This is a genomic window from Streptomyces sp. NPDC039424 (assembly GCF_055639495.1).
This window is the reverse complement of sequence record NZ_JBVKAI010000006.1, coordinates 76,957-101,920: the sequence shown is the minus strand read 5'-3', so window position 1 is coordinate 101,920 and position 24,964 is coordinate 76,957. Positions and strand designations below refer to the sequence as shown.

The following is a 24,964-nucleotide window of genomic DNA, read 5'->3' as shown; positions in this document are numbered from 1 at the left end:
CGGCGACCTGCTGTTCTGCCACGCCACGGCGCCATCACTCGCCACTCTGTTCGCTTGTAAGGCATTTAGGGGGGTTCATGGGTGCAGTTGAGGTCACCGACAGATCAGACAGGCCCGCCCGAACGCAGGCCGACGGATCGAGGCTCCCCTCGCTGACGGGGCTCCGGTTCGTCGCCGCGTTCCTCGTCTTCTGCTTCCACATCTCGATATCGGGGCTGTTGGCCCCCTCGTCGACGCAGCACGCGTTCGCTCGCACGGCGGGGGCCGGCGCCGTAGGCGTCTCGTTCTTCTTCGTCCTCAGTGGCTTCGTCCTGACGTGGTCAGCACGGCCAGGAGACACCGCTCGCGCCTTCTGGCGGCGTCGAGCGGCGAAGATCTACCCGAACTACGTCGTAGCCTTCGTCATATCCGTCGTCGGGCTGTACGCGACCGGCCACGCCGTCGGGTTCCTCGTCGGAGCCGCGAACCTGGGGCTCGTTCAGGCGTGGTGGCCGGACCCGGGCGTCTACTTCGGCGCGAACTCAGTGAGTTGGTCGCTCGCGTGTGAGGCGTTCTTCTACGCCCTCTTCCCGGCGCTGCTGCCCGTGTTGAGCCGCATCCGTCCGGAGAGGCTGTGGGCGAGCGCTGCTGCGTGCGTGGCCGCCGTGTTCGCGGTGCCCGTGCTGGCGACGCCCCTGCCCGCGGAGCGGCACTACTGGTTCGTCTACATCTTCCCGCCGGTCCGCCTGCTGGAGTTCGTGCTCGGCATTCTGATGGCGCTGGTCGTGAAGAGCGGGCGCTGGCCGCGTATTCCCGTGTGGTCCGTCGCCGTACTTCTCGTCGTCGCGTATGCCGTGACGCCGTACTTCCCGCCGGACGCGGAAACGTCGGCCGTCACCGTGATCCCGTTCGCGTTGCTCATCCCTGCCGTGGCCGTCGCCGACGCCGAGGGGAAGCGGAGCGTGTGGCGGAGCCGGTCCGCGGTGTGGCTGGGGGAGGTCTCCTTCGCCTTCTACCTGATCCATCAGTCGGTGATCGTGGACCTGATGCGGGCGCTCGACGCTCAAGGGTCGGCACCGGCGAAGGCATGGGCTCTCACCGTCGGAGCGCTCGCTCTCTCAGTGGCCCTGGCGGGGCTCATGCACCGGTTCGTCGAGGTGCCTGCGATGCGGCGACTCGGACGCCGGAGAACGCGCCCTTGACATAGCGCAGCCCCGTCCCGAGGAACTCACCTCCCGGGCGGGGCTGGTCCGAGACGTCAGGCTGTGCGGACTCCAACCAGCGCCCCCATGGAGTACTAGCCCGCACTCCGCGGCCGGCACACCATCGCGATGAAGTCGTGCCCCACCTCCGGCAGAGCCGCGTCCTCCGCGGCGAAGCAGCGGTCAAGCAGCGCCAGCGTCTCCGGCTCCTGGTCACGGAAGTTGTGCGCGATCCCCGAGAACGCGATGTGCAACACCGTGCCCCCGTACGGCCGTTCCTCGACGACCTCGAAATGGCGCCGCAGGCCCGGCAGCAGCGCCGCCGCGTCGACCGCCTCCGAGGGGTCGTCCAGCACCATCGACAGCCTGCTGGGCCGTACGACACGCCGCTTGATCCGGCCGTCGGCCAGCCGCCGCCGCTCCTCGGGGAGCTGTGCCAGCAGGGCGTTCGCCGCGTCCAGTTGCTGGTCGGTCCACTGGAACCGGGTGGGGCCGACGAACTCGTCGATCACGAACGTCCCGCCGGGCTGGATCAGCCGGGACAGCCGCGGCAGGGTCTCGTCGAGGTTGTCGAAGTGGTGCAGCGACTGCAGGCCCAGCAGGACGTCGAAGCGTTCCCCGTCGGCGGTCATCCGGTTGACGTCGGTGATCCGGAAGCGCAGGACGTCGGCGAGGCCCTTCTCGGCGGCGGCGCGGGTGGCGAAGTCGATCCGCTGCTGCGCCACGTCCACCCCCTCCAGGAGGGAGAACGCGCCGGTCCTGGCCCAGAGCAGCTCGTTCCCGCCGGTGCCGCACCCGAGCGACAGGCCGCGCAGATCGGTGCGCGGCGCGAAGTGCTTGGCGGCCACGTACTCGGGAAAGGACGTCTCCGCGTCGCCGGTCATCAGCAGGTTCCACCGCTCGATGACCGCCGGTATCGCCCACCACTCGGTCAGCGACGGGTCCACCTGGGACCAGTGCTGGACCACCCGGGCGCCGCCGCGCACCCGCAGCTTGGCCAGCACCGGGTCGAGGTCCAGCTTGCGCACCTTGCGCAGCAGCCGGTCCGCGTCATGTCTGTTGACCAGGTTGTTCAGCATGCGGGCTCCGTTCTCACGGCTATGAGCGACTTAGGGGCACCGAGCACCCGCTCGCTGAGCAGAGCCGACCGGGGGAACAGGTAGCGCATCTCGGCGCGGGTCAGCAGCTCGATGTTGATCACGGCGTTCATCGCCGACTCCGGGCTGTCGGGGCGGCTGTGGACGAGCGGCCAGTGCCGTACCAGACGTGCCCTGGCGGTCAGCGGCAGGAACTGGAAGCCGGGCGCCACGAAGTGCGGCTCGACGGGGAAGTAGCGGTACGGCGTCTGGATCCAGTGCAGCGGCGCCAGACGCTCGACGGCGGCGACGAACTTCCGCCGCTGGCTGTGGCCGCCCACGTGCTCGATGGTGGAGTTGGAGAACACCAGGTCGTAGCCGCCGTGGGCACTCAGTTCGGCGGCGATCGCCGGGTCGGTGACGTCGGCGTTCTCCGCGGTGATCCAGTCGGGCAGTTCGGCGGGGTGATCCTCCAGGTTGATCAGGTGGACGTGTTTGGCGCGCACCGGTGCGCGCAGCCACATCTCGGCCGTCCCGCCCAGGTCCACGACGCTCATGTTCTCGATGCCGGGGAAGCAGCGCCTGAACCGCTCCCAGCGGGCGATGCGGAGTCGTTCGCCCAGCGAGCCGGGTGCGTCGACGAATCTGTTTCTGAGGGCTCGGGAGCGGGGCATGGGATCAACCACCTGTGATCGGAGCGGAAGAGGGGCAAGCCTCAACTGGACTGTCGCCATTGCGTGTAGAAGCTGGCCGGGTTCATCAGGTACCGGACGGTGGGGTGCGGCACATGGCGCACCCGGTGCCTGCGTCCGTACCGGCGGATCAGCTCCCAGTCCTCCCGGGGCAGCACCTCCGGTGTCCGGCGCAGACGGCTGAAGTGCAGGGAGCGGTTGCGGACGGCGACGAAGGCGTTGGTGTCCAGGAAGGACTCGCGGGCGGCCCGGCGCCGGTCGTAGGGCACCGACAGGACGTCCTTCTCGCTTCCGTCGGGCAGGACGCGGCGCAGCGCCGTGTAGACGCCGTCGGGCCCGCCGGGGGCCTCCAGCACCGCCAACGCCCGTTCCAGATGGTCCGGTTCCCACAGGTTGTCGTCGTCCAGGAACGCCACGTACCGCGAGCGGGTGAGGCGGATGCCCACGTTGCGCACGACGCCCGCCACACCGGTGTTGCGTGCCAGCGAGACGGCGAACAGGCGTGGGTCGTCGGGGAGTTCGGGTAGTCCGGCGCCGTCGTCGACCACGATGACGACCTGATCGCGAACGGTCTGGTCCAGGGCCGAGCGCACCGCGGCCCGCAGCGCCTCGGGACGTCGGTGGGTGGCGATCACCGTGGCGACCAGCGCCGAGGGCGGCGACGACAGGCCGGCGGCCAGCCGTCGGGTCTCGGCGTCCTCGATCCGCCGCAACCGCACCGCGGTGGGGGCCAGCAGGACCTTGTTCCTGGCCTCGAAGAGCACCAGCCAGCCGAACAACGCCTTGAGCAGCGTCCAGGGCGCCCGGGCGACACGGTGCTTGATGACGGCGCTCACGAGGAAGGCTCCGGCTGGATCGGGCGGCCGTCGGACATCCGGTTGTTCCGCCATACGTTTCCGGCGCCGCCCGCGTTCCAGTGGGCGACGGTGCCGTAGCCGCCGGAGGCGGGGTGGTACTCCGTCGAGAAGACGTTGTTCGTGACCTTGATCCCGGTGGCGCCCGTGTCACCGCCGTAGAGGGCGTACGCGCCGCCGGCTATCCAGTTGTCGTCGACGGTGACGTTGCGGACCACTCCGGTGTCCGCGAACAGGCCGATGCTGCCCGAGGCTCCCTGCTTGAGGCCGGTCGGGTTCAGCAGGGTGTTGTGGCGGATGATCAGGTGGCCGGTGTTGCCGCCGCTGCTGATCACCGCGTTGGTGTGCTGCCACTCGCCGCCCTGGTTGATGAACGGGGCGAGGTCGTGGACGTAGTTGTCGTGCAGGTTGCCCTGCCCCATGGCCAGGGCGTCACCGAACACCGAGACGTCGCACCAGCCGACCTCGATGGCGCTGGTCCCCATGTTCGACACCGCGTAGTCCACGCCGCCGTTGTCGGGCCCCTTGCCGGGCACGGCGGTGATGGTGGAGTGCAGGACCCGCAGGCCGTGGTAGCCGGGGCGCAGGTTGATGCCCCACCAGTTGTCCGAGGTGATCTTCGTGTCGATGACGGTGACGTCGTTCGCGTAGATGTCGAGCGAGCCGGTGATGTCCTGGCCCCGGATGACGAGCCCGTTGGTACGGACGGCCCGGTACCCGGTCTTGTGGGGCTTGAGGGGGATGCGGGGGCCGGTGGTGCGGGCGTCGGGAAAGCCGCAGGCGCCGGGAGAGGCGCACGCGGGTTTGGCCGCGGGGGTGTCGGAGGCACCGCTCGCCCCGGCCGTCGCGGTGGGCTTTTGCGCCGGGGACGGCGTGGCGGCGGGGCGCTCTGTCGCCGCGCCGGCCGCGGTGGACCCACCGGCGCTCGGTGACGCCGAGGACGCACTGGGCGGACAGCTCGCTGCGTCGTCCGGGCAGTCCGGCAACGCGGACTTCTCCGATCCGGAGCAGGCAGCGCCCGCGACTGCCAGCAAGGCCGCCAGCAGTAACCACGCGAGTGAGCTCCGGCTGATACGCCGTGACATCCGGTTCACCTCATGTCCTGTGGGGCGGGCCGGACCGGTGCGGACGCCCGGTGTCGGCCGCGGTGGGGCCGGTCGCCGCGGTCGACGCCGCGCAGGAAGTCGCGGCTGGGCAGTACGCACACCGTGTACCCGGCCAGGGCGATCGCGCCGGTGGCGAGAAGTGCGAGCCGCCCGTCGCCGAACGGGCCTTGCAGGCCGAGGATGATCGCGGCCATCACGGCCCCGCCGAGGAAGGGCCACGCGCAGGCCCTGGCGATCCGGCCGAGACCGATGCCGCCACGACCGAGGGCGATCAGGAACACGGGCACCACCAGGCCGCCGGCGACCAGGACATGGCCCTGGGAGACTCCGACGATGCCGTTCAGGTGGGCGGCGAGGAGGAGCACCGGGATCAGGGCCACCAGCCACAGGCCCTGCACCAGGAAGAGCGACCGGCGCTGCCCGACCGCGACCAGGCAGTCGTAGGCGAGTTCACTGCCGATGCGGATCAGGCCGAGGGCCATCAGCCAGGGCAGCGCCGCGGCGGCGGGGGTCCACTGGCTGCCGTAGACCAGCCGGATGACCGGCGCCGCGAGACCGGCCAGCAGGACGCACAGCGGGACGGTACCGGTGATCAGTACGCCCAGGGCACGGCTGAAGCCCTGGGCGAGTGCTTGCGGCGAGGCGGCCAGGCGGGAGAACCCGGCGAAGGAAACCCGGCGGGCGGCCTCGGAGATGATGCGCACCGGCCAGCCGGAGATGTTGAAGGCGAGCACGTAGAAGCCCAGAGACACGTTGCCCAGCGTCGCGCCCACCACCATGGTGTCGACGTTGACCACCGCCAGGGCCAGCATGCTCGCCCCCGCCAGCGGCAGCCCGAACCTCAGCAGCGCCCGGGCCTGCTCGCGGTCCCAGCCGTATCTCAGGGTGCCCGGTGCCGCCAGCGAGCAGCCGATCAGCGTGACGACGTTCCCCACCACGGCTCCGCAGGCGAAGCTCATCGCGCCCCAGCCCTCGAAGGCCAGCAGCAGCGTCACCGCGGTGCCGAGCACGAAGTTGAGCCCGTCGATGACCATTCGCTTGCCCTGGGCGAACTCGCGGGTGAGGAAGCCGCCGGGCACTTGTGCCACCCCGTCGATCACCACGCACAGGCACATCACCCGCAGGACACCCGCGGCGTCCGGCGAGCCGAGCAGACCCGCCACCGTCGGCGCCGCCGCGAACAGTGCCACGTACAGCAGGCCGCTGGAGAGGGTGCTGAGGGTCAGCACGGTCGGCGCGAACCGTCGGGCGTCCCCCTCCCAGCGCACGATGGCCAGGCCCACACCCAGCTCGTTCGCGGACAGCAGGACCAGCAGCACGGTCTGGGCGATGCCGTACACGCCCCATTCCGCGGGGCCCAGGGCGAAACGCGCCAGCACGATGCCGGTGGCGAAGTTGCCCAGGCGCAGGACGACGGTGTTGATCAGGCTCCACCGGGCCGCCGAACGGACCTTCCGGCCGAGGGAGGGAGCAGCCGGGACCACGGGGTCGGGGGGTGGGGGAGCGGGAGGAGCGGGCGCGTCGCTCGTCTCACCGGTCCCGCTGTCCGGCGCGCGGGCGATGTCCATGAGTCGACTCCTCGTCGAGCGGCTCTGCGGCGGACGCCACGGCCATGGCGGGCCGTGGCGCGTCGGTCTCTGCGGCGGCCGGACCGTCCACGGCGGGCTGCGACCAGCTCGGCGCCCGCCGGATGGCGAGCGTCTCGTCCACGGCCGATTCCCCGGTCGAGGGGACGGGGGCGGTCGTCTCCTCCTCCGGCTCCGCGGGCTCGGCCTCCGGCCCGGGCGCGGGCGACGACCTCTTGCGCGCCTCCACGTAGAAGGCGCCGGCCAGGGTGAGCACCAGGCCCAAGGCCCCGGCCATGACCATGTACTCGAGCCGCGTCTTGGTCTGCGCCACCGGATTCTGCGGCGGCACGATCGTCGTCATACGGATCATGGCCTTCGGGGCGACCGACTGCTGCTTCTGGAACTGGTCCAGCCGCTCCTTGGCGTACGCGGTCAGGATCTTGTCCGAGGCCAGGACGGAGGCCTTGTCGGTGCCGTTGACGGTGAGCCACATCAGCGGGCCCTGCGCGTTGTCGGCGAGCTTGGCCCCGAACGTTCCCTTGGCGCCACGGGACTTGAGCTCCCGGATCGAGTCGTCGGAGTTGAGGTTGCGGGCCAGACTGTCGGCCATCCCGGTGAGCGAGGTCTGGGTGCTGAGGAAAGGATTGCCGTCGTAAGCCCGTGTGGCCTTCTGGGAGTTCAGCAGAACCACCGTGCTCTGCGACTGGTACGTGACCGGAACCAGCAGGGTTACGCCGACGATCAGGCCGACGGTCAGCAGCAGTCCCGGCAGCAGGACGTACCAGCGCCTGCGCATGACCCGGAAGATCTCAGCGAGATCCATGACGGTCCCCCCTCGCGACCAGACGTTCGACGAGCATATGTTGCAAGCGGATCATATGGGGAGGGTTCGGTCCATAGGTCGCGGATGGTCGGCCGGTCGCGGAAGGTCGGTCGGTCTCGCGCGGGTACTCGTGGTGCCTCCCGCCAGCAGCACCTCGGCGATACGGTCGCTCGCGTGGCCGTCCCACAGCTCGGGCCGGCGCGGCGCGGGCGGAGCGTCCAGCACCTGGTTGACGGTGGCCACGATCCGCGCCGGATCCCGGCCGGCCAGCACATTGGTGCCCTGCTCGACGGTGACGGGCCGCTCTGTGTTGTCCCGCAGGGTCACGCACGGCACGCCCAGCGCGGTGGTCTCCTCCTGCACACCGCCGGAGTCGGTGAGTACGACCCGGGCGGAGTCCTGCAGGGCGATGAAGTCCAGGTATCCGGCGGGCGGTACGAGCCGGATGCCCCCGGGGACGCCGATCTCGGCCAGCCGTCCGGCCGCGCGCGGGTGCACGGGCAGGACGAGCGGGCAGCGGTCGGCGATCTCGCCCAGGGCCTTCAGCAGTCCGGTGAGGACCTCCGGATCGTCCACGTTGGCGGGCCGGTGCAGGGTGACCAGGCCGAACTCGCCACGGGACAGGCCGTATCGCTGAAGGATGTCCGAGGCCCGGGCCCGCTCCAGGTTGACCAGCAGCGTGTCGATCATGACGTTGCCGACCAGATGGATCTGGTCCTCCCGGTACCCCTCCGCGCGCAGGTTCCGGGCGGCGTCGGACGAGGGGGCCAGCAGGTAGTCGCTGACCCGGTCGGTGGCGACCCGGTTGACCTCCTCCGGCATGCTCCAGTCACGGCTGCGCAGCCCGGCCTCGACATGGGCCAGCAGCGGTCCGGCCTTGGCGGTGACCAGGGCGCAGGCCAGCGTGGAGTTGATGTCGCCGACCACGACGACGATGTCCGGGCCGACCTCGTCGAGCAGCGGCTCGAACGCGGTCATCACGCGGCCCGTCTGCTCGGCGTGGGTGCCGGAGCCGACCCCGAGGAAGCGGTCGGGCGGACGGATGCCGAGGTCGGCGAAGAACACGTCGTTCATCGCCGGGTCGTAGTGCTGGCCGGTGTGGACGAGGACCACCTCGGCTCCCCGGCGTTCCAGGGCGTCCATCACCGGTTTGATCTTCATGTAGTTGGGGCGTGCCCCGGCCACACAGACGACTCGCATGGTTCAGAGCACCTCGATTGTGGGTCCGGGCGACAGCCGCCGGCGGCAGTCCAGGACGAAGCGGGCGTGTTCGGCGACGAGTTCGTAGTCGAAGCCGTCGTGGTCGGTGAGCAGGACCACCACGTCGGCGTCCGCCAGCTCCTGAGGCGTCGGTTCGACCCGCACCAGCCGGGTGTCCGCGGGCAGGCTCTCGACGACGTGCGGGTCCGCCGCCCTGACCTGGGCTCCCATGTCGAGCAGCAGCTGGGAGATGCGCAGGGCGGGCGACTCGCGGGCGTCGCCGGTGTTCTTCTTGTACGCCAGACCGAGCAGCAGGATCCGCGAGCCGTTCACGGATCGGCGTCTGTCGTTGAAGAGGTCGCTGATCCGGCGCGTCACGTACTCGGGCATGTGGTTGTTGATGTCGTTGGCCAGCTCCACGAAGCGGAAGCTCTGCCCGAGTTCGCGCTGCACCCGCCAGGACAGGTACGAGGGGTCGATCGGCAGGCAGTGGCCGCCGACGCCCGGTCCGGGTGTGAACTTCATGAAGCCGAAGGGCTTGGTGGAGGCGGCATCGATGGCCTGCCAGACGTCGATGTCCAGGTGGTGGGCGAACATCGCGATCTCGTTGACCAGCGCGATGTTGACGTGCCGGAACGTGTTCTCCAGCAGCTTGGCGAGCTCGGCCTCCTTGGGCGAGGCCACCGGCACGACGGTGTCGACGAGTTGCCCGTAGAAGTCCCGGACGGCCCTGAGGGAGGCTTCGTCGACACCGGAGACGACCTTCGGGGTCTGCTGGAAGCCCCACACCGTGTTGCCCGGGTCGATCCGCTCGGGGCTGTAGCCCAGGTGGAAGTCCGAGCCCGCGGTCAGGCCCGAGCCCTCCTCCAGAATCGGGGCGAACAGCTCCTGGGTGGTGCCGGGATAGGTGGTCGACTCCAGGACGACCGTGGCCCCGGGGCGCAGGTAGCGGGCAAGGGTGGCCGCCGACTCCTTGATGTAGCGGAGGTCGGGGGTGCCCTCGTACAGCGGGGTCGGGACGGTCACCACGGCGACGTCGAAACCGCCGCAGGCGCGGGCCGACTCGCTGGGGCGGTAGGTGCCGTTGTCCAGCGCCGCTCGGATCCGCTCGGAGGAGACGTCCTCGACGAAGGACTCACCGGCGGCGAGGCTCTTGATCCGCCGGGCGTCGACGTCGTAACCGATCACCTCGTGCCCGACCTCGGCGGCGCGAACGGCCAGCGGCAGGCCGACGTATCCCTGTCCAACCACGACGACACGCATCAGTGACTCCTGTTCGCGGGAGCGGTCGGTGGGGTGAGCCGGATCAGCTCGCGCGCGGTCATGAGGAGGAAGGAGGCGTTGGTGGTGAGGTAGCGGCGGCCCAGGCGGCGCGGCTCCTGCAGCACGCGGTAGAGCCACTCCAGGCCCCAGCGCTGCCAGGATTCCGGGGCTCGTTTGGTGACCCCGGCCAGGACGTCGAAGGAGCCGCCGACCCCGTGCACCACGCGGGCGCCGGTGCGGGTTCCGCAGGCGGCGGTGAAGATCTCCTTCTTGGGGGAGGTCATGCCGAGGAAGAGCATCTGGGCGCCGCTTCGGGCGATGCCGTCCGCGATCGCCTCCTGCTCAAAGTCGTCGAAGTAGCCGTTGCGGCTGCCGGCCACCTTCAGGCCGGGGAAGCGGTGGGCCACTCGGAGCAGCATCCGCTCCAGCACGTCCTGCTTGGCGCCGAGGAAGTAGACGGAGATGCCCGAGGCCTCCGCCTCGGCCAGCAGCCGCAGGAACAGGTCGATTCCGGCCACCCGTTCCGGCAGCGGGGCGCGCAGCACCCGCCCGGCCCACACCACGGCCTGCCCGTCCGCGAGGACCAGATCGCAGCCGGACACGGCCTCGGCGAGCCGGTCGTCCCGCCGCATGTTCACCAGCTTCGCGGCGTTGACCACGCCGATCTCCAGCTGTCTGCCGTCCCGCACCGCGTCCAGGCAACGCGCCACGGTCTCGTCCATGGTCAGCGGGTCCAGCTCGACCCCGAACAGCGTCCGACGCCCGCTCATATCCGGCCCCCCTGCCAGGCGTGGAGCATCCAGCCGAACTCGTACGGCCGGCATTCGCGGTCCACGGACAGCGGGCGGTACACCCGGTCCAGGGACTTCAGCCGCAGGCGCGGGGCGACCCGGGTGGACAGGCCCCGGGCGGCGCGTACGGCCTTCTTCGGGTCGCCCCGATACACCTTGCGCCAGGTGGCGCCGAGGTCGTCGAGGATCATCGGCTCCTGGTGCTCCGAGCCGGCCAGTTCGGGTACGTCCCTCATCCAGCGCAGGCCCTTGCGGATCGCCGCGCCGAAGTCGGTGCCGCCGGCGTCGGTGAGGTCGAACAGGGCGGTCGGCGCCATGGCGTGCTGATGGACGCTGTAGACGGGGTAGCCCTCCACGACGCCGCCGGTGCGCGCGTCGTAGTGCCACCACCACTGCCCGCCCTCGCCCTGCAGCTCGCAGATGCGTGCCGCGCACGCCTCGGCGGCGGCCAGGGCCTCCGGATCGCCGTCCCCGTCGCCGCTGGCGTGGGCGCGGGCGAGGGCCTGGAGCGGGTAGGTCTGGTCGGCGAAGCAGCTGACATGCGCCCGGTACCAGGGCACCAGGCCGGGTGCGGTGGCGTGCGGGAACAGCGGACTGTTGCCGATCCGGGCCCGCAGCAGACGGTCGCGAGCCGTGGTGAAACGTCTCTCCACATCGACCGTGTCGCGAGCCGCAGCGAGGGCGGACAGCACCCAGGCGGCCTCGACGGTGTACTGCGGCCGGTCCGGCACGTCCAGCGCCTCGATACGCGCGAGGGCGTCGGACAGTTTGGGGTGCTCCGTCTCGGCGGCGGCCCAGGCGATGAGCGCCGCGTCCCCGAGGTTGGTCACCGCTGGCAGCGACTCGACCAGCAGACCCGCGAACTCCTCGGCCGTACGCCCGCCGAGCACCGCGCGCTGGCGGTCCTCTGTCAGGTAGCGGGCGCCCAGCACGGTGATGGCCGCGTACCGGGTGCTGATCCCGCGCCGCTCCAGGGTCCAGGAGCCGTCGGGGTCCTTCTGCCCGGCCATGGTGAAGGCGAAGGCCTCACCGCCCGGGAGCAGCATCGCCGGCAGCCCCGACTCGGCGACCGCGAGGAGTCGCCCGGCGAGTGCGAGCAGCGGCGGGTCCTCATGACCGAGCGCCGTCAAACGTGTGGTGATCATAGTTTGGGCACACCAACCCCCCTGTGGGTCCTCTTTGTGCGCAGACTTGAGAGCGCCTCGGCGTTGGCGGCCGGGCGGAACAAAACAAGGCAGACGTCAGCCGTCAGCCGTCAGAGCGGTTGCCGCTCCTGGCTGCAGGCACAGGTGTCCCCACCACCCCGTAACCCCCCCCTGGGCATTACTGGCTTGTGCGCTCATTGTGCTTGCTCTGCATAGTTCGCACACATGTTATGCCTGCAGATGTTCGAGGATTTGCCTTTTGAGGGAAACAGCTGGAAACAGCTGTCATGCGCGTTCGGCGAGTTCTCCGTCCTTCTCGTCGTACAGCGCGCCCGTCTCGGGGCACTCCCACGCGCCCGCCTCGCCCTCCCGCTCCATCAGCCGAACGCCGGCCCGGCCCACCCAGCCGATCCGGCGCGCCGGTACACCGGCCACGAGCGCGAAGTCCGGCACGTCCCGGGTCACCACGGCACCCGCCGCGACCAGTGCCCAACGGCCGACGCGTACCGGCGCCACGCACACCGAACGGGCGCCCAGCGACGCCCCCTCGGCCACCACCACGGCCACGGCCTCCCAGTCGGCCCCGCGCTTGAGCTTGCCCTGCGGGTCCACCGAGCGCGGAGAGTAGTCGTTGGTGAGGACCGCCGCGGGGCCGACGAACACCCCGTCACCGAGCACTGCGGGTTCATAGACCAGCGCGTAGTTCTGGAGCTTCACGTTGTCGCCGATCCGCACCCCCGGGCCGACATACGCTCCCCGGCCCACGATGCAGCCGCTGCCCAGCCGGGCGTCCTCCCGAATCTGGGCCAGATCCCAGACCGTCGTGCCGTCACCGATCGTGGCCGTCTCGTCGACCTGGGCGGTCGGCTGGACCTTGAAGTTCACCGGGCTGAACCTTTCTCTTCGTCGAGCAGAGCCGGAAACGCCGCCTTGAGCGCCTCGCGCCAGGGACGGATCGGTTGGATCCCTGCCTGGCGCCGGCGGTCGTGCCTCAGCACGCTGTACGCGGGGCGGGGAGTGGGTCGCGCGAAGGCGGCGCTGGTCGTCGGCCGGATGCGCGGCGGCCTGCCCGAGCTGTACCAGCCGGTCCGCGAGGTCCAGCGTCGGGGGCGGGCTGTCCGCGCCGGTCGTCGACCACACGCGGTCTGGATCAGGCCGGCGCCCGTCTTCGCGAACGCCTCGGCGAGGTATCGGGGCCCGTCGCCGTTCACCCGCAGGGCATCCGCTTCCCGCGCCTCCGCGTCGTGGGCGGCCGTCCATGCGGCGCAGTAGACGACGATCCGGGGCCGGTACGCATCGACCGCATCGTGCGATCAGCCGAGTGGTGGCCATGGCTACCTGTTCGTCGTCGGAAGAGGGCTGAGGGGAGGAACTGGATCCCGGGACTCGGACCTCACGGGCAGAACCCGATGGCGCGGCACTAGAACGCCGCGCGTTCCTTCAGCGGCTCCCACCAGGCACGGTTCTCGCGGTACCAAGTGACCGTGTCCGCAAGACCGGTGGCGAAGTCCCTGCGTGGCTCGTAGCCCAGCTCCGCACGTATCTTGCCGCAGTTCACCGAGTAGCGGCGGTCGTGGCCCTTGCGGTCGGCGACGTACTCGACGCTGGTGTCCCAGTCCGCCCCGCAGGCCTCCAGTAGCAGAGCGGTCAGGTCCTTGTTGGACAACTCGGTACCGCCGCCGATGTTGTAGACCTCACCGGCGCGGCCCTTGGTGCGCACCAGTTCGACGCCCTGGACGTGGTCGTCGATGTGCAGCCAGTCGCGGACGTTGCCGCCGTCGCCGTACAGCGGAACCTTCTTGCCGTCCAGCAGGTTCGTGATGAACAGCGGGATGACCTTCTCGGGGAAGTGGTGGTGCCCGTAGTTGTTGGAGCAGCGGGTCACCCGCACGTCGAGGCCGTGGGTGCGGTGGTAGGAGAGGGCGATCAGGTCGCTGGACGCCTTGGAGGCGGCGTAAGGGGAGTTGGGGCGCAGCGGGTCGGTCTCCGGCCAGGAGCCGGAGTCGATGGAGCCGTACACCTCGTCGGTGGAGATGTGCACGAAAGTTTTGGGTCTTCGGTGGCGCAGCGCCGCGTCCAGCAGTGTCTGGGTGCCCAGGACGTTGGTCCGGACGAACTCGGTGGCGCCCAGAATCGAGCGGTCCACATGCGACTCGGCGGCGAAGTGGACAACCTGGTCGTGCTCGGCGAGAAGCTCGTCGACCAGCGCGGCGTCACAGATGTCACCCTTGACGAAGGCGAACCCCGGGTGACCGCGCACCTCGTCGAGGTTGGCCGGATTACCCGCGTAGGTGAGCTTGTCCAGCACCGTGACCGCCACATCACCCGGGCCGGTCGGCCCGAGCAGCGCGCGGACGTAATGCGAGCCGATGAAACCGGCACCGCCGGTCACCAAAACACTGGTCGTCATGATGAGATCTGCACCTTGCTGTGGTCGCCGAGGACGAATCTGTGAGCGGCAGGCTTGCGGGGCGCGGGAGTGACCTCGACATTGCGGCCGATGAGGGATGCCTCCACCCGCCGCACGCCGCTCATCGAGGAGTCGCGCAGCACGATCGAGTACTCGATCTCGCTGTCCTCGATCCGGCAATCGGCGGCTATCGAGGTGAAGGGGCCGACGTACGAGTCGGTGATCACGGTGTTGGCGCCGACGACCACCGGACCGATGATCCGGCTGCCGGTCACCTTGGCTCCGGGCTCGATCCGTACCCGGCCGATGATCTCGCTGTCGTCGTCGACCGTGCCGTCGATCCGGCGCTCCAGGGTCTCCAGCACCGAGCGGTTGACCTCGAGCATGTCGGTGACGTTCCCGGTGTCCTTCCAGTAGCCGGAGATCGTCGTGGAACGCACATCACGTCCGGCGTCGATCAGCCACTGGATGGCATCCGTGATTTCCAACTCGCCGCGCCAGGACGGCGCGATCGCGCGTACGGCCTCATGGATCGCCGGGCTGAACAGATACACGCCCACGAGTGCCAGTTCGCTCTTGGGGTGCCTGGGTTTCTCCTCCAGACCGACCACCTGGCCCGCCGCGTCCAGCTCGGCCACACCGAACGCGGTTGGGTTCGGCACCTTCGTCAGCAGGATTTGGGCGTCCGGCGGCTCGGTGCGGAAGGCGTCCACCAGAGCCGTGATGCCACCGACGATGAAGTTGTCGCCGAGGTACATCACGAAGTCGTCGTCGCCCAGGAACTCTCGGGCGATCAGCACTGCATGGGCCAGCCCCAGCGGCGCCGCCTGCGCAATGTAGGTGACCTCGAGACCGAAGGCGGAGCCGTCGGCGACCGCCTCCCGGATCTCCTCGGCGGTGTCCCCGACGATGATCCCGACCTGGGTGATGCCGGCCTCGGCGATCGCCTCCAGACCATAGAAGAGCACCGGTTTGTTCGCGACCGGTACAAGTTGCTTCGCCGATGTATGAGTTATGGGGCGCAAACGGGTACCTGAACCACCAGACAACAAAAGTGCCTTCATGCGCATCACCCTACTTACACCGGACTGGCCGACGGAGGGATTCCGCGCACCGCGGCTCCTCGACCACACACTGGCAAGGCGTTGGGAAGGCCCGGCGGCCGGGCGGAATGTCGCCCCGCCCGACTCACCAGGTCTTGCCGGCCTGCTCCCGGACGGTGCGGTTGATCCGGTTGAAGAAGTTGGTCATCGCGATCTCCAGGGTGATCGCGCCCAGCTGCTCCTCGCTGAAGTGGTCGGCGGCGGCGTCCCAGATCTCGTCGGTGACGCCCGGTGCGCCGTCCTGGAGCCGGGTGGCGGCCTCGGTCAGGGCGAGGGCCGCCCGCTCCTCATCGGTGTAGAAGGGCGTCTCGCGCCACGCGACCACGTTGTGCAGCCGCTCCTCTGTCTCACCGGCCTTCTTCGCCGACTGGATCGTGGCGTGGACGCAGGGGCTGCAGCCGTTGATCTGGCTGGTGCGCAGGTGGACCAGGGACAGCAGGTGCTTGTCCACGCCCCCGGCGTGAATCGCCTTGTAGAGGTGCTGGATCGCTGTGATCACGTCAGGATTGGCCGGGCTCTTCACACGTGCTTCCATCAGTCTTACTCCTTCGTCGGTGGTTCATCGGTTACCTGCGCCCCTCCGGGCCCGTCATCACCCATGACGGAGCAGAGCCGAGGAAGGCAACAACATGTCCGACAGCAGCCCGATGGACCCGATGGCCGAGATGTTCGAGGCCCAGCGCGACCGGCTGCGCTCGGTCGCCCACCGCATGCTCGGATCGCACGCCGACGCCGAGGACGTGGTCCAGGAGGTCTGGCTGCGGCTCTCCCGCCAGGACACGGCGTCCATCCACAACCTCGCCGGCTGGCTGACCACGGTGGTCGGCCGGATCAGCCTCGATGTCCTGCGATCACGTCAGGCCCGCCCGGAGGCGTCCTACGACGACGGTCTGTCCGAGCTCGTGGTGACGCTCGCCGACAGTCCTGCTCCCGAGGACGACGCGGTGCTCGCCGACTCGGTCGGGCTCGCGCTCCTCGTCGTTCTGGACTCGCTCAAGCCGAGCGAGCGGTTGGCGTTCGTGCTGCACGACCTGTTCGCGGTGCCGTTCGACGAGATCGGCCAGATCCTCGGCAAGTCCACCGCCGCGACCAAGATGCTCGCCAGCCGCGCCCGCAGGAAGGTGCACGCGATTGAGCGGCCGACCGGCGTCGGACGGGAGCAGCGAGAGGTGGTCCAGGCCTTCCTGGCGGCGGCGCGCCGCGGCGACTTCGAGGAGTTGCTACGGGTACTCGACCCCGAGGTGAAACTGACCGTCGACACCCCGTCCGGTGTGGTCGTCACCCTCGGCGCCACCAAGGTCGCAGCCGGCGCGCAACTTTCCGCCGGCGCAGCCACGCAGGGGCGGACGGTGCTCGTCAACGGCCTCCCGGGGATCATTTCCTGGCGGGAGGATGGCACCCCGCTCTCGGTCCTCGTGTTCACCGTCGTCGGCGGCCGGATCACCGGCATCACGGTCGTGATCGACCCGTCCAAGCTCGCGCTGATGGACCTGCCGGATCCGGTGTGAGTCCCTGCCGTGGCAGGGTGCCGCCAAGCGGCTCGCCCCCTTGGTGACCTTCGTTCGTAGCCTGGCCGTCGCGTAGGTTGACTCGATTATCGACACGGCTAGGGTGCGGGCATGGCTGTCATGGAGGTCCGCAACGATTCCAAAGGGTGGCTCACGATGTGGCTCGAGCCACTTGGTGAGGATCGATGGCTCAAGCCTGATGAGACCTTCCGAGTCCGATCCGATCACAACGGCGATGAGCTGGCCTTCTCCGTAACTTTCTGGGTGGACGACGACGACCGGTCGGCAGGGATCGAGAACGTCGCCGTCTGGATCGAGAACGGTGACTGCTACGCGGAAGTCGTCGACAGGGCGGGCAACCTCATCGAGTGCGGGCACCAGAGGCCTGAGGAGGTCAACAGGCGATGGCAAGCGGCGCTCGGAGAGGCGCAAAAGCGCGCAGCAGAGCGGAAGGCGGGACGAGGGGCGGTCGGATGACTGTGACACCGCGCCTTCAGTTCTGACCGGAGCCCGCTACGGCCCACACGGCGCCGGGGTCAGTGCGACGGCGTGCGCCGCCAGGCGGACGGACCGGGGGGATCTGTGGCACGGCCGGCCGGTACGGGCGACCCGGCGGTCAGGGTGTCAGCCACGGCGGATTGCCGCCTCGGGGTGCACGGGAGGCTTCGTGATCTCGGCGTGGACCACCTTGAAGCCGCCCTTGATCACGGTAGTGAACGGTGCGGGGGCCATGCACGTACCGGCCTGCGGCCTTACGAGCTGACCGTTCTCATCAACGTTCCCGGGGTCGACGTTCACCACCCCCCAGGAGAAGCCGAGCCGGTCCGGCTCGCCTTTGGCGCCCTGCTGGACGCTGATGCCCAGCCGGGCGCCGACCTCCTCGACGTTCGATTTCGTCACGATCGCGGTCATGGTCGCCGTTCCGCGGCTGGTGACCAGGCAGTCCACCTTGGCCTCCGCCCACCCCGTGGCTCCGCCAGGGGGAGTGTGGGAGATCTTCAGCGTGCCTTCGGCGTCTGTGGACAGTCCCTGAGGGGCCTTGGGGGGCAACGGCCTTGTGAACGGCTTCTGTTCGGCATGGATGGTGAAGCGGATATCGTCGTTGATCGACTCGATGTAGGAGATTCGTCCCGCCCCATGAACGCTCGCGGTCTTCGCCGGTTTCTTCCCCGCGGACGTAGTCGGTGCTGCAGGAGCAGGCCCGGCGGCGACCAGCCCGGCGAGGACGGTGATGGCTGCCATAGCCCCGATTGCGGTGTTGCGCATGATGAACTCCCGTGTGTGGAAAGGGGAATTGCTGCCTTGGTCGGTTGAACGGCTCAAGCTTCGCCCTGGCGCCCCTGCGATCCCATCCGCCGATCGGCACAAAGATCGCGCCGCTGCCCCGGCCCTCCTATGCCGTTCGGCAGAGAGCCCCGCCGGATCGCCCGCCCGTAGGCTGATCACCATGTGGGAATCAACTGACGCTGCCACCAAGGCGCTTGGCGCTCTGCCGTCGCTCGCGGCCGTAGGCACGCTGGTGTGGGTCATAGCCCGCCCCCGCGCCGCAGTTCGTCAGCGGCTCGGCCGCCTCGCCCGCCCCACCACGGCCTGCGCGGTCCTCTCCCTGATCACCAGCTTCGCCGTACCGGCGGCCGGTATCGACGCTGGCGGCTGGAAGCTGGCGGAGGCCGTCGTCCTCCTGCTCCTCCTGGCCGCGGTCACCCGCTGGTCACCACTGCGCGAACTCAAGTCGGCCGTCCCGCTGACCGCCCTCGCGGTGACCCTCTGGCCCCTGCCACTGGTTACCACTGAGTCCTTCCTGGAAGCCATCGGAATCGCCACCTTCTGGCTGCTGCCCGTAGCCGCCGCGGTGGCTGCCGGCGCCTACCCCCGATGCCAGGAACTCCGTCGCCGGCGTGCTGTGGCGGAGGCCCGCCGCGCCCAGCGCCTGCACCTATCCCGTGACCTGCACGACTTCGTCGCACATGACATCAGCGGGATCGTCGTCCAGGCCCAGGCGGCCCGCTTCGTCGCCGCCACCGACCCCTCCCACGCGTTGCTCGCCCTGGAACGCATCGAGAAGGCGGGCCTGAGCGCCCTGGCCGCGATGGACCGGACCGTACAGATGCTGCACGGTCCCGAGGCTCGCGCCGCCGAGCCGCTCCCCGGCGTATCCCAACTACCCTCCCTTGTGGCGGACTTCAACTCCGCAGGAGCCACCGAGGCGCATCTGGACATGCCTCCCCGGACCACGGAGGCCCTCTCCCGCGAGGCAGGCGCGGCCGCGTACCGCATCGTCGTCGAGGCGCTGACCAACATCCGACGACACGCCCCCGACGCCCCTCGCGCCACCATCGCACTCACCCCCACGGTCACCACCATGGAGATCCGGGTCACCAACGACCGCGGCGCCCGCCCCGCCCCGGCCCGCCGCCGCGCCACCCGAGGCGGCCTCGGCCTCCCCGCTCTCACCGAGCACGCCCAGGCCCTCGGCGGAACCCTTTCGGCGGGTCCGCACGGCAACGGCGGCTGGCGGCTCACCGCCGTCCTCCCGGCCGCGCTCCCGAAGGAGACAACATGACGAAGGCCCCCGCCCCAACCCGCATCCTCATCGCCGACGACCAGGACGACGTCCGCAGCGGCTTCCGCCTGATCCTCGGCTCCCAGCCCGACATGACCGTGGTCGGCGAGGCGGCGGACGGCCTCACCGCCCTCCACCTCGCCCACACCCTGAACCCGGACCTGATCCTCGCCGATATCCGCATGCCGGGCCTGGACGGCCTTGAACTCACCCGCCGCCTCGCCGGCCCCGACGTACCCCACCCGATGCGTGTCCTTGTCGTCACCACCTTCGACCACGACGACTATGTACGCACGGCACTGCACGACGGCGCCTGCGGGTTCCTGCTCAAACGCTCGGGCCCCGGGCTGCTGATCGAGGGTGTCAGAGCGGCGATGGCCGGGGACATCCTCATCAGCCCCCAGATCACGGTCCGTCTGCTCCAGGCCCTCGCCCCTGCCCCCGCCCCAGCAGCGCCCGCCGCCCCGTCGCCTCTCACCGCCCGGGAGCAGGAGATCACTCGTCTGGTCGCCGAGGGCCTCACCAACGCCGAGATCGGCGGGAAACTCTTCATCTCAGCGGGCACCGCCAAGACCCACATCGCGAACGTCCAGGCGAAGCTGAAGGCCCGCAACCGGGTGGGCATCGCCGCCTGGGCCTGGGAGAACGGCCTGGCCGGCCTGGTCCCACGGGAGTAGGGCGACACGCGGTGTTCGGGCGCGAGCGGCTGATGTGGTGCCGTCGCCGAGCATGGTCGCGCCCGGGCAGTGCTCGGCCAGACCGGAGTCGCGCCAGCCCTTCGCGTTCGCGGTGGTGCCGGGCACCGGACGGGCGCTCGCACCACCAGACGGGTTTCCGCATCCACGATGACCTGCACAATCGCCGAGAACCGCTAGTTACGGGAGGAAGCCCTCATTGATGGAGCCGTAGACGAAGCCGTCCAGCTCCACCACGTCCGGCCAGCTGGCACCGTTCCCTGCCAGCCAGCGGGCTGCGGCCACAGTGCCGAAGACGGACCAGCCGCCGATGAGAACGACGCGCCTGTTCGGGTTAAGAGGGTTGGGAGCTCTGACGATGTAGCCGCAGTCGCGTACGACCTAGCCGTCTGCGGCGTCTCCCGGGTAGGCGGTGTCCTCCCTCGTTTCGCCGGTGGGCCGGGTGGATGCCCGGCCCCGCGAGTGTTTCCGGCGGTCGGCGTTCTCGGCGACCGCGCAGGGGACGCAGAGTACGTACGCGCCACTGCGCGCCGGAGGTTGGAAGGCACCTACTGGCGGTCAGATGCCAATCTGGAGGTATACGCCTTCCTCTTCGCCCACGAAGTTCAGTCTCAGCTTGAACGTGATCGAACTGGAGGGGGCCATGCTGACGCGAACCGTGCCGTTGGAATCACTGGGTGGGCCGTTCTTCGCCAAGCCCGTGACCACGTTTCCCTGGACCTCGAAACCCTCGTCACCACTGAGCCGGACGACAGCCGTACCCGGCTCAAACGTCAGGATTGAGCCGAGCGATGACAGGTGAAAGACGACTTCCTGTACCTCAGTTCCGAAATCGATCCTGAACTCGCTGTCGGCGGGCTTGCTTCTGAGTTCTATCGCGTCCGAGGCCGGCAGCGGGGGCGTGAAGACGGACGGCGTCCCAAAGCCGGTGTGCTCCCCGTTGAGGTTCGCTTCGCCCAGATTCCCAGTGATCCTCACCATTCGGCCACCCAGCTTCCCGGAGACCTTCTGGTCGCTGTCGCGGGACGTCCAGGCGGCGAACTCCCTACCGGATGCGATAACACGGTGGAGGGCAGGACCGAATACCTCATCGCCGTTATAAAGACCCAGGACTTGAGTCTCGCCTGCAGGCAGGTCTGCCACAGAGATGGTTGCCACCCCTCCGCTGAGTAGTGCACGCCTCGGTTTCTGGTTTGCGATCAGGAAGGTTATGACACCCGTCGGCGACGCAGTGGTGTCTGAACCGTCGACCGTCGCAATGAGGGTGACCGGTTGGCCGAGCGCGGAAGGATTTGGAGAGTGCTCCAGTTTCAGGGAAGTGTCCGGTTCGAGCGCGCGGCGGCTCAGGCTGATCGGTGCAGGCCCGTTCCATCCTTCGGTCTCGACAGCCCAGGAGACGTTCAGCGCTCCGGTCGCATCGACTGTGTAGACATCGATTTTCTCCTCTGTCTGCTGGACATACGCCACCGGAGTACCAGGAAGGAAGTAGCCGGTGGGGCTGATCCGCTGCGGCCCGTGCCAGCGATCACCTTCGATGAACCAAGAAACGTTCAGCGCCCCGTCGAAGTCGACAGCGAACACGTCGACTTGCTCGTCCGTCTGACGGCCGAATGCAAGCCAGGTTCCCTGAGGGAAAGCCCCCGGTTCACTGATCTCCGCTGGCCCGTGCCAGCCGTCACCTTCGATGAACCACGTGACGTTGAGCGCGCCTGTGTCATCGACTGCGTATACGTCGACCTTCTCGTCGGTCTGGTGACCGCATGCCACCGGCGCGCCCGGCGGGAAGTAGCCTTCGGGGCTGATGCGTGCCGGCCCGTGCCAGCCTCCGGTCTCGACGACCCAGGAGACGTTCAGCGCTCCGGTCGCATCGACTGTGTAGACATCGATCTTCTCCTCTGTCTGCTGGACATACGCCACCGGAGTACCAGGAAGGAAGTAGCCGGTGGGGCTGATCCGCTGCGGCCCGTGCCAGCGATCACCTTCGATGAACCAAGAAACGTTCAGCGCCCCCTCGGAGTCGACAGCGAACACGTCGACTTGGCGGTCGGTCTGGTGACCGCATGCCACCGGCGCGCCCGGCGGGAAGTAGCCTTCGGGGCTGATGCGTGCCGGCCCGTGCCAGCCTTCGGTCTCGACGACCCAGGAGACGTTCAACGCTCCGGTCTCATCTACCGCGTAGACGTCGAGCTTTTCCTCCGTCTGCCGACAGGCCGTCACATGTGCTCGCCGTGGGAAATAGGCAGGCGGGCTGATCCGCTGCGGTCCGTGCCAGCGATCACCTTCGATGAACCACGAAAGGTTCAGCGCGCCCGTGAAGTCAATTGCGAACACGTCAACTTGGTCGTCCGTCTGCCGTTGGGACGCCACCGGTATACCTGGGCGGAAATAGCTGCCCGGTCCGTGCGCCGCGATGACACACAGTTCGATCAAGGCTGCCTGTGTTTCCCTTTCGATCTTGGCGTAATGGCCCGGCGGGCTGGCGTACGCGGGACGAAAGCCCTGTTCCTCTGTATGTCCCACTTCCAACGTGAATGCCAGTATCGGCGATCGGCTGGGATCGACAAACTGCCGGTGGAAGGTGTAGTCGTCGCTGGTGCCTGTGATTGGGCCGCCTCGCGGATGGTAGAGCCGTGCGGATTGGGCGACCTTGTACGTCGAATGGTCTCTCTTGGGATCAGCTGCAGTGCTGTGCGGGTTGACTCCGGCGCTGCGCAGTATGGCGTCCCGCATGGCAGCACCGCTGAGTTGGAGACGGTCGGAAATGAAGCTCGGCGGGTCGTTGGGAAGGAACTCCTTGTAGTCAACGGCGCCGGCGGGCAGTGATGTGGAACCTGCTCCAAGGCCGTCGCGGCGGCCATTCCAGCCCGGGGCGAGGAAAGTCATTGTCGGATCGCTGCCGTTGTCCTCCATACCCCATGGAAAAAGTATGTCGCGCGCAAAGGTGTGGATGTCGATGAGATAATCGATCCGTTTGGTGTCCACGATCCATTGGACATTACGCGTCTCAGGCTCGGATGCGGCGGAAGGCCCACGAAAAGTTTCCACGTCCTTGTCTTCGGACGCCGGTTCCGTAGTGCGAGGATAATCGAGCCGGTAAACACCCATGTCGTAATACTCGTTAAACTCCCATGCGATATCGAAGTTACGGTTGATGTCGACGCCTTTTATCCCCGTGGGATCGTCGTGACGGCGCCTATTTCCCCTCCAACCCGGGTCGTTCGGGCCGGGCGGTGGAGTCGTCAGGTCGTACAGACGTCCCTCGGGATTGATCAGCGGTGCGATGTAGAGGTCGAGGTTGTCTACGATTCTGGCTATCGTCGAAGCGGGGATCGTGAACGCCGGATAGTCGATGGGCGCTCCACCGGGCATCGGTGTGCAGGCCATAGGGTCGAACACCATGTTGGCGCGGCGGTGGTAGCTGGTCAGGATATTTCGGGCGAATTGGATCAGTGCGTCCGGTGGAGCCCATTCACGGGCGTGTACTCCACCGAGGAACAGGACTCTCGGACGGCGCGGTCCGGTCCCATTGGCGATCTTTATGAAGTGGATCTCGTTATGCCCGTCGCCGGCGCTTCTGTTCGGAAAGGCTTCCCGGGTACACACCGGTGAGAAGGAAGCCTCCAGATCGATGAGCGCTTCCTCGATCTGCATTGGTGCAAGTGGTTTTGTGATGGGCGGGTACGGCGGAGGCATCGTCTATTCTTCCCCACGTTCGGCCCTCAGGCGGGCGATGCTGTTTGCGACCTGCCGGCGTTGGCGGATGTCCTCCTCTGTGGTCAGCACGATCTGCACGTCGGCTCCCAGAGCTGTCGCCGCTTTGATCGCTTCGTCCGAGCAGTAGGCCGAGACCTTCCATTTCCCTTGCCCGTAGGGCTCGATGCTCGATCGGACAATATTGAGGTCGGGCACGCCGTCCAGTGTTTGAACGGTTTCTTCCGACGCGGTGATCTCGACGAAGGCCACCTCTTCCTCCTTAAGCCGGAATCGGCCGTGACGAGGCGGGTTGCGTATCAAGCTCAGGGCCGCTTGCTCGGTGCTTCGAGGGGGTGAGGTGCGGGCGACGTGACAGCCCTGCGCAGTTCATTACCAGCGTAGGCCGGATGTAGGGCGAGGGCATCCTCTAAGGGGATGTGGAGGACCCCTCGACCCGGGCTGAAGGACCGCCGGTCGGCGGGGTAGGCGGTACGCTCGTGTACTTCCCGATGAGTTGGCGCTTGAAGCACCCAACGACACCCCTCAACTACCCTGTACACATAGGGTGTTCGAAATGCTGGCGAAAGCGTTCGGCTACGAAGTGTCCGTAACGCCGTTCCGTGGCGCCTGCCGCCGCCCTCGACCACCCCACCCCACCGCCCACGACCGCCCGCACATCGGGAACTTCACCTGCTCTCTCCGATGCTGGGTCCGCTGAAGCCTCCGCCACCGCCGCGGGCTGCACTGCCCCGAGCAGAACACCGTCTCCGCCGCCATCCGGCACCGCGGTGCGCGCACGGCACGCCACGTTCCTCCAGCTCCCCGTCGAAGCCCTTGCCCCCGTCGGCCGCGAGGCCCTCGGCGCCATGCACGGCGATCTGACCCCTCACCATTCCCGAACCGGTCTACAACACAGCGGTTCACCGATACATTGCGTAGACCGGACGGAACGCATCGTAAGGGCCTGGCATGGAAATCGAAATTTCCGACGCGATCGCAGCGCTGCGCGACCAGCTGATGGAAGCCGTGGAGGGAGGCTCGTCCCACCGCCTGAAGTTCGGCGTCAGTGAGATCACCCTCGAGTTCGAGGTCGAGCTACGCGCCAGTGCCGAAGGCCAGGCCGGCCTCAAGGCGTGGCTCGTGTCGGCCGACGCCAAGACGGCCGTGCAGCGGGGTCGCACCCACCGAGTAGGGCTGACCATCGTGCCCCGGCTCGACGGAGCCGACGTCGAGATCAGTGAGCGGACGGCGGGGTCGAAGGCACGGTTCGGCGGTATCTGAGCGGCGTATGGA

General features: G+C 68.5%; 24 protein-coding genes and 2 pseudogenes. 6 read left to right on the top strand and 20 right to left on the bottom strand.

Going from position 1 to position 24,964, the window contains the following annotated elements:
• The first annotated feature begins 77 nt into the window (after nt 1–77).
• On the top strand, nt 78–1,181 hold the full coding sequence (locus tag ACZ7L0_RS17385) for an acyltransferase family protein (protein WP_471243313.1): 1,104 nt from the start codon (nt 78–80) through the stop codon (nt 1,179–1,181).
• Nucleotides 1,182–1,276: 95 nt separating this feature from the next.
• Here the strand turns inward: ACZ7L0_RS17385 and ACZ7L0_RS17380 are convergent, their stop codons facing one another.
• From ACZ7L0_RS17380 to ACZ7L0_RS17305, 16 genes and pseudogenes are all read right to left on the bottom strand, one after another.
• Nucleotides 1,277–2,260 carry a class I SAM-dependent methyltransferase gene (locus ACZ7L0_RS17380; protein ID WP_471243312.1) on the bottom strand — a complete coding sequence of 328 codons (984 nt, stop codon included), beginning with the start codon at nt 2,258–2,260 and terminating at the stop codon, nt 1,277–1,279.
• The gene (locus ACZ7L0_RS17375; protein ID WP_471243311.1) at nt 2,254–2,931 is read right to left on the bottom strand and encodes a class I SAM-dependent methyltransferase; all 678 of its coding nucleotides are present in this window, start codon (nt 2,929–2,931) and stop codon (nt 2,254–2,256) included. Before ACZ7L0_RS17375 ends, ACZ7L0_RS17380 begins: the two co-directional genes overlap by 7 nt.
• 41 nt (nt 2,932–2,972) lie before the next feature.
• Nucleotides 2,973–3,785 carry a glycosyltransferase family 2 protein gene (locus tag ACZ7L0_RS17370; RefSeq protein ID WP_471243310.1) on the bottom strand — a complete coding sequence of 271 codons (813 nt, stop codon included), beginning with the start codon at nt 3,783–3,785 and terminating at the stop codon, nt 2,973–2,975.
• Nucleotides 3,782–4,888, bottom strand: a complete 1,107-nt coding sequence (locus ACZ7L0_RS17365; RefSeq protein ID WP_471243309.1) for a right-handed parallel beta-helix repeat-containing protein — start codon at nt 4,886–4,888, stop codon at nt 3,782–3,784. Before ACZ7L0_RS17365 ends, ACZ7L0_RS17370 begins: the two co-directional genes overlap by 4 nt.
• A gap of 5 nt (nt 4,889–4,893) precedes the next feature.
• A complete protein-coding gene (locus ACZ7L0_RS17360; protein ID WP_471243308.1) occupies nt 4,894–6,477 on the bottom strand; it encodes an oligosaccharide flippase family protein in 1,584 nt (527 codons plus the stop codon).
• Nucleotides 6,440–7,300, bottom strand: a complete 861-nt coding sequence (locus ACZ7L0_RS17355; RefSeq protein ID WP_471243307.1) for a YveK family protein — start codon at nt 7,298–7,300, stop codon at nt 6,440–6,442. The genes ACZ7L0_RS17360 and ACZ7L0_RS17355 overlap by 38 nt, the downstream gene beginning before the upstream one ends.
• 51 nt (nt 7,301–7,351) lie before the next feature.
• Nucleotides 7,352–8,500: a non-hydrolyzing UDP-N-acetylglucosamine 2-epimerase gene (wecB, locus tag ACZ7L0_RS17350; RefSeq protein WP_471243306.1), complete on the bottom strand. Its 1,149-nt coding sequence runs from the start codon at nt 8,498–8,500 to the stop codon at nt 7,352–7,354.
• Nucleotides 8,501–8,503: 3 nt separating this feature from the next.
• Nucleotides 8,504–9,763 carry a nucleotide sugar dehydrogenase gene (locus ACZ7L0_RS17345; protein WP_471243305.1) on the bottom strand — a complete coding sequence of 420 codons (1,260 nt, stop codon included), beginning with the start codon at nt 9,761–9,763 and terminating at the stop codon, nt 8,504–8,506.
• Nucleotides 9,763–10,533: a WecB/TagA/CpsF family glycosyltransferase gene (locus ACZ7L0_RS17340; protein WP_471243304.1), complete on the bottom strand. Its 771-nt coding sequence runs from the start codon at nt 10,531–10,533 to the stop codon at nt 9,763–9,765. The genes ACZ7L0_RS17345 and ACZ7L0_RS17340 overlap by 1 nt, the downstream gene beginning before the upstream one ends.
• Nucleotides 10,530–11,699 (bottom strand): hypothetical protein, encoded by a 1,170-nt coding sequence (locus ACZ7L0_RS17335; protein WP_471243303.1) that lies wholly within the window; start codon nt 11,697–11,699, stop codon nt 10,530–10,532. The genes ACZ7L0_RS17340 and ACZ7L0_RS17335 overlap by 4 nt, the downstream gene beginning before the upstream one ends.
• A 285-nt stretch (nt 11,700–11,984) precedes the next feature.
• Nucleotides 11,985–12,584: an acyltransferase gene (locus tag ACZ7L0_RS17330; RefSeq protein ID WP_471243302.1), complete on the bottom strand. Its 600-nt coding sequence runs from the start codon at nt 12,582–12,584 to the stop codon at nt 11,985–11,987.
• Complete coding sequence (locus ACZ7L0_RS17325; RefSeq protein ID WP_471243604.1) at nt 12,581–12,754, bottom strand: sugar nucleotide-binding protein; 174 nt, start codon at nt 12,752–12,754, stop codon at nt 12,581–12,583. Before ACZ7L0_RS17325 ends, ACZ7L0_RS17330 begins: the two co-directional genes overlap by 4 nt.
• 99 nt (nt 12,755–12,853) lie before the next feature.
• Nucleotides 12,854–12,994: pseudogene (locus tag ACZ7L0_RS17320) on the bottom strand (sugar nucleotide-binding protein); the annotation flags it as partial.
• 125 nt (nt 12,995–13,119) lie between these two features.
• Nucleotides 13,120–14,109, bottom strand: coding sequence for a dTDP-glucose 4,6-dehydratase (gene rfbB, locus ACZ7L0_RS17315; RefSeq protein ID WP_471243301.1), 990 nt, complete (start codon nt 14,107–14,109; stop codon nt 13,120–13,122).
• A complete protein-coding gene (locus ACZ7L0_RS17310) occupies nt 14,106–15,173 on the bottom strand; it encodes a glucose-1-phosphate thymidylyltransferase (protein ID WP_471243603.1) in 1,068 nt (355 codons plus the stop codon). The genes rfbB and ACZ7L0_RS17310 overlap by 4 nt, the downstream gene beginning before the upstream one ends.
• Nucleotides 15,174–15,297: 124 nt before the next feature.
• Entirely contained in the window at nt 15,298–15,747 is a 450-nt protein-coding gene (locus tag ACZ7L0_RS17305) for a carboxymuconolactone decarboxylase family protein (RefSeq protein WP_471243300.1), read from the bottom strand.
• Nucleotides 15,748–15,841: 94 nt separating this feature from the next.
• On the opposite strand from ACZ7L0_RS17305, the gene ACZ7L0_RS17300 reads away from it, so the two are divergent.
• Together ACZ7L0_RS17300 and ACZ7L0_RS17295 are read left to right on the top strand one after the other, a co-directional pair.
• Entirely contained in the window at nt 15,842–16,720 is an 879-nt protein-coding gene (locus ACZ7L0_RS17300) for a sigma-70 family RNA polymerase sigma factor (protein ID WP_471243299.1), read from the top strand.
• A gap of 111 nt (nt 16,721–16,831) precedes the next feature.
• Nucleotides 16,832–17,197 carry a hypothetical protein gene (locus ACZ7L0_RS17295; protein ID WP_471243298.1) on the top strand — a complete coding sequence of 122 codons (366 nt, stop codon included), beginning with the start codon at nt 16,832–16,834 and terminating at the stop codon, nt 17,195–17,197.
• A 147-nt stretch (nt 17,198–17,344) separates the two neighbouring features.
• Here ACZ7L0_RS17295 and ACZ7L0_RS17290 read toward each other — a convergent pair whose 3' ends face one another.
• A complete protein-coding gene (locus tag ACZ7L0_RS17290; RefSeq protein ID WP_471243297.1) occupies nt 17,345–17,986 on the bottom strand; it encodes a hypothetical protein in 642 nt (213 codons plus the stop codon).
• Nucleotides 17,987–18,167: 181 nt separating this feature from the next.
• Between ACZ7L0_RS17290 and ACZ7L0_RS17285 the strand changes: the two genes are divergently transcribed.
• A complete protein-coding gene (locus tag ACZ7L0_RS17285; protein WP_471243296.1) occupies nt 18,168–19,283 on the top strand; it encodes a sensor histidine kinase in 1,116 nt (371 codons plus the stop codon).
• Nucleotides 19,280–19,960 carry a response regulator gene (locus ACZ7L0_RS17280; RefSeq protein ID WP_471243295.1) on the top strand — a complete coding sequence of 227 codons (681 nt, stop codon included), beginning with the start codon at nt 19,280–19,282 and terminating at the stop codon, nt 19,958–19,960. The genes ACZ7L0_RS17285 and ACZ7L0_RS17280 overlap by 4 nt, the downstream gene beginning before the upstream one ends.
• A gap of 39 nt (nt 19,961–19,999) precedes the next feature.
• Here ACZ7L0_RS17280 and ACZ7L0_RS17275 read toward each other — a convergent pair.
• The 3 genes and pseudogenes from ACZ7L0_RS17275 to ACZ7L0_RS17265 all read right to left on the bottom strand — a co-directional run.
• A pseudogene (locus ACZ7L0_RS17275) lies at nt 20,000–20,154 on the bottom strand (IS5/IS1182 family transposase); the annotation flags it as partial.
• Nucleotides 20,155–20,536: 382 nt separating this feature from the next.
• On the bottom strand, nt 20,537–23,629 hold the full coding sequence (locus tag ACZ7L0_RS17270) for a M14 family zinc carboxypeptidase (RefSeq protein WP_471243294.1): 3,093 nt from the start codon (nt 23,627–23,629) through the stop codon (nt 20,537–20,539).
• A 45-nt stretch (nt 23,630–23,674) separates the two neighbouring features.
• Nucleotides 23,675–23,941, bottom strand: a complete 267-nt coding sequence (locus tag ACZ7L0_RS17265) for a hypothetical protein (RefSeq protein ID WP_471243293.1) — start codon at nt 23,939–23,941, stop codon at nt 23,675–23,677.
• A gap of 699 nt (nt 23,942–24,640) precedes the next feature.
• On the opposite strand from ACZ7L0_RS17265, the gene ACZ7L0_RS17260 reads away from it, so the two are divergent.
• Nucleotides 24,641–24,952: a trypco2 family protein gene (locus ACZ7L0_RS17260; protein WP_471243292.1), complete on the top strand. Its 312-nt coding sequence runs from the start codon at nt 24,641–24,643 to the stop codon at nt 24,950–24,952.
• The last annotated feature ends 12 nt before the right edge of the window (nt 24,953–24,964 follow it).

Coding starts and splice junctions, on each gene's coding strand:
- ACZ7L0_RS17385 (WP_471243313.1), top strand. CDS start 78: ATGGGTGCAGTTGAGGTCACCGACAGATCAGACAGGCCCGCCCGAACG.
- ACZ7L0_RS17380 (WP_471243312.1), bottom strand. CDS start 2,260: ATGCTGAACAACCTGGTCAACAGACATGACGCGGACCGGCTGCTGCGC.
- ACZ7L0_RS17375 (WP_471243311.1), bottom strand. CDS start 2,931: ATGCCCCGCTCCCGAGCCCTCAGAAACAGATTCGTCGACGCACCCGGC.
- ACZ7L0_RS17365 (WP_471243309.1), bottom strand. CDS start 4,888: ATGTCACGGCGTATCAGCCGGAGCTCACTCGCGTGGTTACTGCTGGCG.
- ACZ7L0_RS17360 (WP_471243308.1), bottom strand. CDS start 6,477: ATGGACATCGCCCGCGCGCCGGACAGCGGGACCGGTGAGACGAGCGAC.
- ACZ7L0_RS17355 (WP_471243307.1), bottom strand. CDS start 7,300: ATGGATCTCGCTGAGATCTTCCGGGTCATGCGCAGGCGCTGGTACGTC.
- wecB (WP_471243306.1), bottom strand. CDS start 8,500: ATGCGAGTCGTCTGTGTGGCCGGGGCACGCCCCAACTACATGAAGATC.
- ACZ7L0_RS17345 (WP_471243305.1), bottom strand. CDS start 9,763: ATGCGTGTCGTCGTGGTTGGACAGGGATACGTCGGCCTGCCGCTGGCC.
- ACZ7L0_RS17340 (WP_471243304.1), bottom strand. CDS start 10,533: ATGAGCGGGCGTCGGACGCTGTTCGGGGTCGAGCTGGACCCGCTGACC.
- ACZ7L0_RS17335 (WP_471243303.1), bottom strand. CDS start 11,699: ATGATCACCACACGTTTGACGGCGCTCGGTCATGAGGACCCGCCGCTG.
- rfbB (WP_471243301.1), bottom strand. CDS start 14,109: ATGACGACCAGTGTTTTGGTGACCGGCGGTGCCGGTTTCATCGGCTCG.
- ACZ7L0_RS17310 (WP_471243603.1), bottom strand. CDS start 15,173: ATGAAGGCACTTTTGTTGTCTGGTGGTTCAGGTACCCGTTTGCGCCCC.
- ACZ7L0_RS17305 (WP_471243300.1), bottom strand. CDS start 15,747: ATGGAAGCACGTGTGAAGAGCCCGGCCAATCCTGACGTGATCACAGCG.
- ACZ7L0_RS17300 (WP_471243299.1), top strand. CDS start 15,842: ATGTCCGACAGCAGCCCGATGGACCCGATGGCCGAGATGTTCGAGGCC.
- ACZ7L0_RS17295 (WP_471243298.1), top strand. CDS start 16,832: ATGGCTGTCATGGAGGTCCGCAACGATTCCAAAGGGTGGCTCACGATG.
- ACZ7L0_RS17290 (WP_471243297.1), bottom strand. CDS start 17,986: ATGCGCAACACCGCAATCGGGGCTATGGCAGCCATCACCGTCCTCGCC.
- ACZ7L0_RS17285 (WP_471243296.1), top strand. CDS start 18,168: ATGTGGGAATCAACTGACGCTGCCACCAAGGCGCTTGGCGCTCTGCCG.
- ACZ7L0_RS17280 (WP_471243295.1), top strand. CDS start 19,280: ATGACGAAGGCCCCCGCCCCAACCCGCATCCTCATCGCCGACGACCAG.
- ACZ7L0_RS17270 (WP_471243294.1), bottom strand. CDS start 23,629: ATGCAGATCGAGGAAGCGCTCATCGATCTGGAGGCTTCCTTCTCACCG.
- ACZ7L0_RS17260 (WP_471243292.1), top strand. CDS start 24,641: ATGGAAATCGAAATTTCCGACGCGATCGCAGCGCTGCGCGACCAGCTG.